The following is an 8,594-nucleotide window of genomic DNA, read 5'->3' as shown; positions in this document are numbered from 1 at the left end:
GCCAATCTGGCGGTGATCTTCCCCAACCAGAATGATCGCGGCACGCATGTGAATGTGAGCGGCGCCGGTGTGGCGAAATATTCGCCCAACAAGGCCAACGCGGTGAAGTTCCTGGAATACCTGGCCTCGAAGGAAGCCCAGGAATATTTCGCCAAGGGCAATTACGAATTCCCGGTGGTGGGCGGCGTTGCGTTGCATCCGGTGATCCAGTCCTGGGCCGAATTCAAGGAAGACGCGCTGAATGTTGCCGTGTTCGGCCGCAACAATGCCGAAGCCTTGAAGATCATGGATCGGGCCGGCTGGAAGTAAGCGTTTCCCGCATCTCTCTTATTGCAATTCTCTTATTGCAATGCCCGGGCCTGGTCCCGGGCATTTCTTTTTGCGGCACCCGCGCTGCATCGGGTGTGGACCCTCGGAACAAGTCCGAGGGTGACGGTTTTTTGCGGGCTCTTTCCGCTCGTCATGCCCGGACTTGTTCCGGGCATCCATCGTTGGGCACCCGCGCTTTTCGGTGTTAGCGCCGCGCCGGGGCCGAGCGGCTTTGCAGCCAGGCGGCAATGCCAACGATGAGCGCCACCAGGGCAATCAGCAGCGTGGCAATCGCATTGATCTCGGGCGTCACGCCCAGGCGCACGCTGCTGTAGATTTTGATCGGCAATGTGGTGGCGCCCGGCCCGTTCACGAAAGAGGCGATCACCAGATCGTCCAGCGACAAGGTGAAGGCCAGCAGCCAAGCAGCGGCCATGGATGGCGCCAGGGCCGGCAACACGGCATGGCGGAAGGCACCCCAGGGCGTGGCGCCGAGATCGCGCGCGGCGGCTTCCAGATCGGGGTTGAGTGTCACCAGCTTGGCGCGGATCACCACCAGCGCAAACGCCGTGCCGAAGGTGGCATGGGCCAGCATCACGGTAAGTCCGCCGCGCTCGGCTTCCAGCATCACGAACAGCAGCAGGATGCTCACCCCCAGGATCACCTCGGGCAGCACCATCGGCGCCAGCATGATGCCGCCGAGAATTCGCCGGCCGGGAAAACGCCGGCCGGCCAGAGCCAGGGCGGCCAGCGTGCCCAGCAGGGTGGACAGCGTGGCCGCCCCCGCGCCGATCAGCAGCGACAATCTGGCGGCGTCCAGCAGGTCGTCGTCCTGCCACAGCGCGCCATACCATTCCAGCGAGAAGCCGCCCCAAACCGTCACCAGTTTGGAAGCGTTGAACGAGAACAGCACCACCAGCAGCACCGGCAGATACAGGAAGGCCAGCCCGCAGCAGAGCGCAGCGAGATCGAAACCGGTGAAGCGCTTCATGCCAGCATTCTCCTCACGCTGGTGCTCCGCGCGCTCTGCCGCGTTGCAGAAGGAGTGCAGGCAGCAGCAACAGCAGACCCAGCAGCACCGCCAATGCGCAGGCCAGCGGCCAGTCGCGGTTGAGGAAGAATTCATTCCACAAAGTCTGGCCCAGCATCGGCGTGGCAGAACCGCCGAGCAGGTCGGGGATGATGAATTCGCCCATCGCCGGAATGAAAACCAGCAGGCAGCCGGCGGCAATGCCGGGCCAGGCCAGCGGCAGCGTGACCAACCAGAAAGCCTTGGCCGGCGAGGCACCGAGATCGATGGCGGCCTCGGCCAGGGCGGGCGGTTGATCCTGCAAGGCGGCATGGATCGGCAGGATCATGAAGGGTAGATAGGCATAAGTGATACCCAGCACCACGGCGAAGCCGTTGTTGAACAGCGGCAGCGGTGTATCGATCAATCCCAGCCCGATCAGTGCGCCATTGATCAGCCCTTCGGGTTTCAGCAGCAGGATCCAGGCATAGATGCGGATCAGGAAGCTGATCCAGAACGGCACGATGATCAGCGCCAGCAGCGGCAATTGCCAGCGCGGGCCGGCATGGGCCACGGCGCGCGCGATGCACAGGCCGATGGCCAGCGCCAGCAAGGTGCCGGTGCCGGCATAGAGCAGGCTGTTGAGCAGTGCATCCATGTAAAGCGGATCGGATAGCAGCAGGCTATAGTTTTCCAGCGAGCCCATGAAGCGGCCGGCTTCGAATAGCGGCGTGAAAGGCGGCTGGCCCAGGCGCGACTGGCTGAGCGAGATCGCTGCCACTAGCAAAAGCGGCATCGCCACGAACAAAGCCGCCCAGCCGGCGGGCAGCAGGATGCTGAGCGGCCTCACGGTATTTCGTCCGCCAGGGGAATCAGGCATTCATCGCCCCAGCCGAGCCAGACCCGCTGGCCGATTGCGGGCGGTGCGGAGGCATCGTTCAGCCGTGTGGCGCGCAGGATTTCGCCATCCGGCAAGGCCAGGGTGAACACCGTGATGTCGCCGCCATATTCGATATCGCGCACCACGGCCTCGCTGCGGGCCTCGGCGAACGGTGCGGCATGCAGTGCCACACGCTCGGGCCGTATGCCATACAGCCTTTCGCGGCGCAGCAGGTTGATATCGGCCAGCAGCCGGGCCACATAGGCATCGCGCGGGCGTTCATACATCTCGCGCGGCGGGCCGGCCTGGCGGATGCGGCCCTTATGCATGGCGGCCACGCGATCGGCCAGCGCCATGGCCTCGTCCTGATCATGGGTCACCACCACGAAGGCGATGCCGGTGCGGCTGTTGAGCGCGCGCAGTTCGGCCTGGGTCTGCCGGCGCAGGCGCTTGTCCAGCGCCGCCATCGGTTCGTCCAGCAGCAGCAGGCGCGGGCGCTTCACCAGGGCGCGGGCCAGTGCCACGCGCTGTTGCTGGCCGCCGGAAATCTGATGCGGCTTGCGGTTGGCCAAGGCGGTGATTTCCAGCATGGCCAGCGCTTCGTCCAGGCGGCTGGCGATCTCGCGGCTCGGCAGGCCTTCCCGGCGCAGGCCGAACGCCACGTTGTCGGCCACGCTGAGATGCGGAAACAACGCATAGCTTTGGAACATCATGTTGACCGGCCGCTGATGCGGCGGCATCGCGGTGAGGTCGGCGCCATCCAGCAGGATGCGGCCCGCATCAGGCTTTTCCAGGCCGGCGATCAAGCGCAGCAAGGTGGACTTGCCGCAGCCCGATGGCCCCAGCAGCACCAGGATTTCGCCGGCGGCTATCTCAAGATCGATACCATCAACCGCAGCCTCGGCGCCGAAGCTGCGCCGCAGGCCGGAAATCCGCAGCATCAGCGGTTGGCCTTCACGCGGGTCCAGGCCCGGGTGATCAGCCGTTGCGTCGGCTGGTCGGGTGGCGAGATGGTGTAGAGCTTATCGAGCATGTTGGCGGGCGGAAAGATATCCGTATCGGCCATCGCGGCCTTGGAAATCTTCGGCAGGCTGGCCGGCACAGCGTTGGGGTAATGCACCGCGTTGGTGATGCGTGCCATGATCTCGGGCTGCAGCAGGAAATTGATCAACGCATGGGCGTTGTCGGGATTGGGCGCATCGGCGGGGATCACCATGGTGTCGAACCATTGCTGGGCGCCTTCGCGCGGCAGCAGATATTGCACGCGGGTGCCGCGCTTGGCTTCCTCGGCGCGGGTCTTGGCCTGCAATATGTCGCCCGACCAGCCATAGGCCAGGCAGATATCGCCATTGGCGAGATCGTTGATGTATTGCGACGAATGGAACTTGCGGATGAAGGGCCGGATCTTCAGCAGATGCGCTTCCGCCTTGGCCAGGCTGTCGGCATCCTTGGCATCGGGATCGAGGCCGAGATATTTCAGCGTGGCGGGCACGATTTCGTCGGGCGCATCCAGCAGGGTGACACCGCAATCGGCCAGCTTCGACACGATCTCGGGATCGAAAATCATGCGCAACGAAAACGCCGGCGGATCGGGCAGGCGGGCCTTCACCTTATCCGGGTTCAGGCCGATGCCGCTGGTGCCCCACATATAGATGGCGGCGAATTTGTTGTCGGGGTCCACCTTGGCCAGGCGCTGCATCAGCACCGGATCGAGATTGGCCAGGTTGGGAAGCTTCGATTTATCCAGCGGCTTGAGCAGGCCGGCCTGGGCATGGCGGGCCATGTAGTAATGCGTGGGCACCACCAGATCGTAGCCGGTGCGGCCGGCCAGCAGCTTGGCCTCCAGCACGTCGTTGGAATCATACACATCGTAGCGCACGCGAATGCCGGTTTCGCGCTCGAACTGTTTCAGCACGGCGGGGTCGATATAATCCGACCAGTTATAGAAATTCACCACCTTCTGCTGCGCCCAGGCAGTGAAGGGCAGCACCAACACGGCCAGCAGCGCCAGGATACGGATCGGCATTGAAATTCCCCCGGTTTCGGATACTGCCGGGGATTATGACGCAGCCGCCGCGCCGCGCAATATCGCGTTCTGTCATAAAGTTATCCACAGAGGGTCATCGCTCTGTCATCGAATCGTGATGCAATCTTGCCGTGCCAGGAGGCATTTCAGGCGGGGATGGGCGGCTTTATGCGGATCATGATTGTTTCGGATGCGTGGCATCCCCAGGTGAACGGCGTGGTGCGCACCCTCACCAAAACCCGCGAGGGGCTGGAGGCCATGGGCCACGTGGTGGAGCTGATCGGCCCCGGCGAGTTCCGCACCATGCCTTGCCCCACCTATCCTGAAATCGAGTTGGCCTTGCTGCCCTATCGCGGCCTGGCCCGCAAGATCGACGCCTTCGCGCCCGATGCCATCCATATCGCCACCGAGGGGCCGCTGGGCCTGGCGGCGCGGCGCTATTGCACGCGGCGCGGTTATGCCTTCACCACGGCCTATCACACCAAGTTTCCCGAATACGTGGCCGAGCGCGCCCGGCTGCCGATCAACTGGTCCTATGCCTTCATGCGCTGGTTCCATGGCGGTTCGTCGGCGGTGATGGTCGCCACCAACAGCCTGGCCGACAGCCTGCGCGAACGCGGTTTCCGCAATTTGCGCACCTGGTCGCGCGGCGTGGACGTGGAGCGCTTCCGCCCGCGCGACAAGAGCATCCTCGACCTGCCGCGACCGATCCATCTCTATGCCGGCCGCGTGGTGGTGGACAAGAATATCGAAGCCTTCCTGAAGCTGGACCTGCCGGGCACGAAACTGGTTGTCGGCATCGGCCCGCAGCTTGAGGAATATCGCACGAAATACCCGGAAGCGGTGTTCGCCGGCTATCTGGAGAATGGCGCGCTGGCCGGCTATTTCGCGGCAGCCGATGTATTCGTGTTCCCGAGCCTCACCGATACATTCGGCCTGGTGCTGCTGGAAGCCCTGGCCAGCGGCGTGCCGGTGGCGGCCTATCCGGTCACCGGCCCGCTGGATGTGATCGGCCCGCATCCCGAAGTGGGCTGTTTGGATGCCGATCTCGGCCGCGCCATTGCCGGGGCGCTGGGCAAATCGCCGGAGGCCTGCCGGGCGTTGGCGCTGGAGTATTCCTGGGAGGCCTGCACCCGGCAATTCCTGGGCAATCTGGCACCGATCACACCCATACAGGCCCAGCAGGCGGCTTGATAAGGGCATCCGGCCATCGCTACTCTGCCTGATAACGAAGGCGGGGAGGATGGCATGGCGGCTGAGCGCATCGAGATTCTGCAGGTGGGGCCCAGCGTGGCTTCATTCAACAAGGCTCTGGACGATGCCTATGGCGTGCACAAGCTGTGGCTGGCGCCGGATCGCGCCGCCCTGCTGGCCGAGGTGGGGCCGCGTGTGCGCGCCATTGCCACCACGGCAGGCTTCGGCGCCAAGCGCGATTTGATCGCGGCGTTGCCCAAGCTGGAGATCGTGGCCTGCTTCGGCGTGGGCGTGGATGCCATCGACACGGCTTATTGCAAAGAGCGCGGCATCCCGGTGACCAACACGCCCGATGTGCTGACGGAAGACGTGGCCGATACCGCCATTGCGCTTACGCTCGCCACCTTGCGCCGGCTGCCCCAGGCCGACCGTTTCATCCGCGATGGTAAATGGGGCGATGCCAAGCGGACTGGGGGCAATTTTCCTCTGGCCGACACGCTGGGCCGCAAGACCATGGGCATATTCGGCATGGGCCGCATCGGCCAGGCCACGGCGAAGCGCGCCGAGGCCTGCGGCATGCGGGTGGTTTATACCGGTCCACGCGCCAAGCCGGAATTGCCGCAGTCTTATCTACCCAGCCTGCGCGCGCTGGCCGAAGCCTGCGATGTGCTGATGATCACCAGCCCAGGCGGCGCGGCCACCGCCAAGCAGGTGAATGCCGAAATCCTGCAGGCGCTGGGGCCGAAAGGCTATGTGGTGAATGTGGCGCGGGGCAGCATCATAGATGAGCAGGCGCTGATCGCGGCGTTGCAGAACCGCACGATTGCCGGCGCCGGCCTGGATGTGTTTGCCGAGGAACCCAATGTGCCCGAAGCCTTATGGGCGATGGAGAATGTTGTGCTGTTGCCGCATATCGGCAGCGCCACGCAGCAGACCCGCGATGCCATGGGCGCCCTCACGGTGCGCAATCTGGCAGCGCATTTCGCAGGAGAGCCGCTGCTGACGCCCTATGGGTGAGCGGGCGTTTCGCCTGAAACGCCCGGCGGTAATTCTGAACACTCCTGCTCCCAGCTTTGTACTTCGATGGGGCGTCGCGGGCCGCTGGGTAATGCGATGCTACCAGCTTGAATCGCTGTTGCTGCCGGTGTCGCTGATGCGGTTGGCGCGGCGCATCAGGCTGCTCAGCGCTTCGAAGGCCATCATCTTGGCCATGTGATCCACCTGTTTGCGCTGGTCTTCCAGATAGCGCGCCACCGAACCCGGGCCGTCCTGCGGCGCGGATACCGTGGCCAGTTCGGCGCCGGTATCCAGGCCTTCCGCATGGGAGTCGAGCTTGCGGGTGAAATAGGCATGGATATCGGCAAGGCTGCGCTTGTTGCCGGCGCCATCGAAAAACACATTCGGATTGCTGGCCGCCGCATCGGGCAGCAGGTCGGCGGCGAAGGCCTGGGCGTTCTGGCGCATCGCGCCGAGGAACTTGCTGGCGCCATTGGGGCCGAGGAAATGCCCGAGATAGAGATCGGTCTTGCTGGCTTCCACGCCGAATTCGCGCGCCAGGATATCGCGATTGGCACGGGCATATTCGGCGGCCATGGCAGATGAGAGGCGGGGATCGTCGCGCAAAGCCAGGATGGCCTGGCGTTGGGCCGGATCGTTCACCTTGGGGCGGCCATCGCTGCCGCGGCCGATCTGGGCGGCCTGTTCGGACAGGCCGTATTTCGCGCCATGGTCGCGCACCATCTCGAGCCAGGTATTGTCGACGAACTGAAACAGCCCGCGCGCGGAGCTGGTCTTGGCCTGGGCATCGGTGCGGAAGCCGCTTTCCTGCGCCGCCTGCGACACCAGGAAACCGAAATCCACCCCGGCCGAGCGGCTGGCCTGGCGCAGGGTATCCAGCAATTCCGTGCTCACGCGATGCTTGCCCACGCGCACCGTGTCGGTGGCGGCGCTGCTGCTGAGCGTGCTGGGTGGCATGGGTACGGCCATGGCGGTCGTCCGTCTGTTGAATCCGAATCCGTCAGCCTCGACTATCCGCCGCCAAGGCAAAGAAAGCGTTAATCCCAAACGGGCAGAATGCGCCCTGATTATAATTGATGACGATCATGGCCGAACGGATTGTGGATTTTCTGCTGAATTCTGGCTGGGGACAGCATGGCCCCTGGCTGGCCATGCTGTGGCTGCTGCTGATCGGCCTGGCCTTGCCGCTGGCCCTGGTGGCGGTGCTGGACCGCTGGCTGGCGGCCAGTTTCGCCATCGACCGCGTGGCGCTGGCCACCCGCCATGGCGGCTTCATGAATTCCTGGGCGGTTTTCGGGCGCGGCGCTGCCGATTATCGCGACCTCAAACCGCTTTTCGAAAAGGCCCAGGCCGCCGAGCTGGCGCGCTTTGCCGATGGCAGCGCCTGCATGGTGGTGCGCTTCAACAGCGCAGCCCAGGCCCAGCAAGCCGGCGGCCAGGTTTTCGAGCCGGCGGGCGGCGATGGCGGGTTTGGCAGCTTTGCCGCCCGGGGCGCCGAGTTCAGCCCCACCGGCCTGCATTTCCAGACCGATGGCGATTATCGCCATGGCGAATGGCTGGTGGTGGACGACACCCTGTTCGGTTTCTATGGCCAGGACGAAGCCGCCTTGCAGCGCCGCCGCCGCGCCACGCCCTGCCTGGTGCAGCGCGCCGTGCCGCGCCACTGGCAATGGCTGGCCAGCCGCAGCGGCTTTGCGCTGATCGCCATGCTGTGGCTGCTGTTGCAGGCGCCGCCGGCCAGCCTGCTGCTGGAAGCCGGCATGGCACAGTTACCGCATACGGAACGCGAGCCCGCCAGCGTGAGTGAATTGCGCACCGCATTGCGCGGAATCGAGGCGGCGCGTCTGGTTTCGGAAGGCAGCGATGTTGCTTTCCGCATCGAGCGCCATGGCGATGAGCGGGCCGAGGCGTTGCGCTGGCGCGACATGGCCTTGCTGGATGACAGCCTGGGCCAGCATGCCATGCGGCTGCGTCTGCGCTTGCGGCCGGACCGTCAGGTGGTTGAGATGCTGCCATTAAGCGCATTGAGTGCATCGGGCTGGGCTCTCAACCTGGCCGGCAGCGGGCCGGAGGATACTGCGCTCGTAGCGTCAACCCGTGCCGCCGTGCTTGCCGCAGGCTGGCAATGGCGGCCCAGGCTCTGGCCCTTTCCGGATTGA

The 8,594-nt window shown here is 64.7% G+C and carries 9 protein-coding genes; 4 read left to right on the top strand and 5 right to left on the bottom strand.

What is annotated here, in order from left to right; translation table 11 throughout:
* Positions 1-309: extracellular solute-binding protein (locus KF827_RS16825; protein WP_291007826.1), on the top strand; the 309-nt coding region annotated here is incomplete at its 5' end.
* 205 nt (positions 310-514) lie between these two features.
* On the opposite strand, the gene KF827_RS16820 is transcribed toward KF827_RS16825, so the two are convergent.
* Genes KF827_RS16820 through KF827_RS16805 form a run of 4 tightly spaced genes read right to left on the bottom strand, consistent with a single transcriptional unit; the run spans position 515 to position 4,224 of the window.
* Positions 515-1,300 (bottom strand): ABC transporter permease, encoded by a 786-nt coding sequence (locus KF827_RS16820; protein ID WP_291007824.1) that lies wholly within the window; start codon positions 1,298-1,300, stop codon positions 515-517.
* A 13-nt stretch (positions 1,301-1,313) separates the two neighbouring features.
* Entirely contained in the window at positions 1,314-2,168 is an 855-nt protein-coding gene (locus KF827_RS16815) for an ABC transporter permease (protein ID WP_291007822.1), read from the bottom strand.
* Positions 2,165-3,139: an ABC transporter ATP-binding protein gene (locus KF827_RS16810; RefSeq protein ID WP_291007820.1), complete on the bottom strand. Its 975-nt coding sequence runs from the start codon at positions 3,137-3,139 to the stop codon at positions 2,165-2,167. The genes KF827_RS16815 and KF827_RS16810 overlap by 4 nt, the downstream gene beginning before the upstream one ends.
* Positions 3,139-4,224 carry a polyamine ABC transporter substrate-binding protein gene (locus KF827_RS16805; protein ID WP_291007819.1) on the bottom strand — a complete coding sequence of 362 codons (1,086 nt, stop codon included), beginning with the start codon at positions 4,222-4,224 and terminating at the stop codon, positions 3,139-3,141. The genes KF827_RS16810 and KF827_RS16805 overlap by 1 nt, the downstream gene beginning before the upstream one ends.
* A 168-nt stretch (positions 4,225-4,392) precedes the next feature.
* On the opposite strand from KF827_RS16805, the gene KF827_RS16800 reads away from it, so the two are divergent.
* Positions 4,393-5,418: a glycosyltransferase family 1 protein gene (locus KF827_RS16800; RefSeq protein ID WP_291007817.1), complete on the top strand. Its 1,026-nt coding sequence runs from the start codon at positions 4,393-4,395 to the stop codon at positions 5,416-5,418.
* A 54-nt stretch (positions 5,419-5,472) separates the two neighbouring features.
* Positions 5,473-6,435 (top strand): 2-hydroxyacid dehydrogenase, encoded by a 963-nt coding sequence (locus KF827_RS16795; RefSeq protein WP_291007815.1) that lies wholly within the window; start codon positions 5,473-5,475, stop codon positions 6,433-6,435.
* Between the two features lie 99 nt (positions 6,436-6,534).
* Here KF827_RS16795 and KF827_RS16790 read toward each other — a convergent pair whose 3' ends face one another.
* On the bottom strand, positions 6,535-7,404 hold the full coding sequence (locus KF827_RS16790; RefSeq protein WP_291007813.1) for a lytic transglycosylase domain-containing protein: 870 nt from the start codon (positions 7,402-7,404) through the stop codon (positions 6,535-6,537).
* Between the two features lie 116 nt (positions 7,405-7,520).
* On the opposite strand from KF827_RS16790, the gene KF827_RS16785 reads away from it, so the two are divergent.
* Positions 7,521-8,594, top strand: coding sequence for a hypothetical protein (locus KF827_RS16785; protein ID WP_291007811.1), 1,074 nt, complete (start codon positions 7,521-7,523; stop codon positions 8,592-8,594).

The sequence above is a fragment of the Ferrovibrio sp. genome (assembly GCF_019636075.1).
Lineage (GTDB): Bacteria > Pseudomonadota > Alphaproteobacteria > Ferrovibrionales > Ferrovibrionaceae > Ferrovibrio.
Note: the sequence above shows the minus strand (reverse complement) of the source record. Positions and strands in the feature narration are given on the sequence as shown.

Excerpts from the sequence above, each read along its gene's own strand:
- KF827_RS16785 (WP_291007811.1), top strand. The coding sequence starts at position 7,521 with ATGGCCGAACGGATTGTGGATTTTCTGCTGAATTCTGGCTGGGGACAG.
- KF827_RS16800 (WP_291007817.1), top strand. The coding sequence starts at position 4,393 with ATGCGGATCATGATTGTTTCGGATGCGTGGCATCCCCAGGTGAACGGC.
- KF827_RS16810 (WP_291007820.1), bottom strand. The coding sequence starts at position 3,139 with ATGCTGCGGATTTCCGGCCTGCGGCGCAGCTTCGGCGCCGAGGCTGCG.
- KF827_RS16820 (WP_291007824.1), bottom strand. The coding sequence starts at position 1,300 with ATGAAGCGCTTCACCGGTTTCGATCTCGCTGCGCTCTGCTGCGGGCTG.
- KF827_RS16790 (WP_291007813.1), bottom strand. The coding sequence starts at position 7,404 with ATGGCCGTACCCATGCCACCCAGCACGCTCAGCAGCAGCGCCGCCACC.
- KF827_RS16795 (WP_291007815.1), top strand. The coding sequence starts at position 5,473 with ATGGCGGCTGAGCGCATCGAGATTCTGCAGGTGGGGCCCAGCGTGGCT.
- KF827_RS16805 (WP_291007819.1), bottom strand. The coding sequence starts at position 4,224 with ATGCCGATCCGTATCCTGGCGCTGCTGGCCGTGTTGGTGCTGCCCTTC.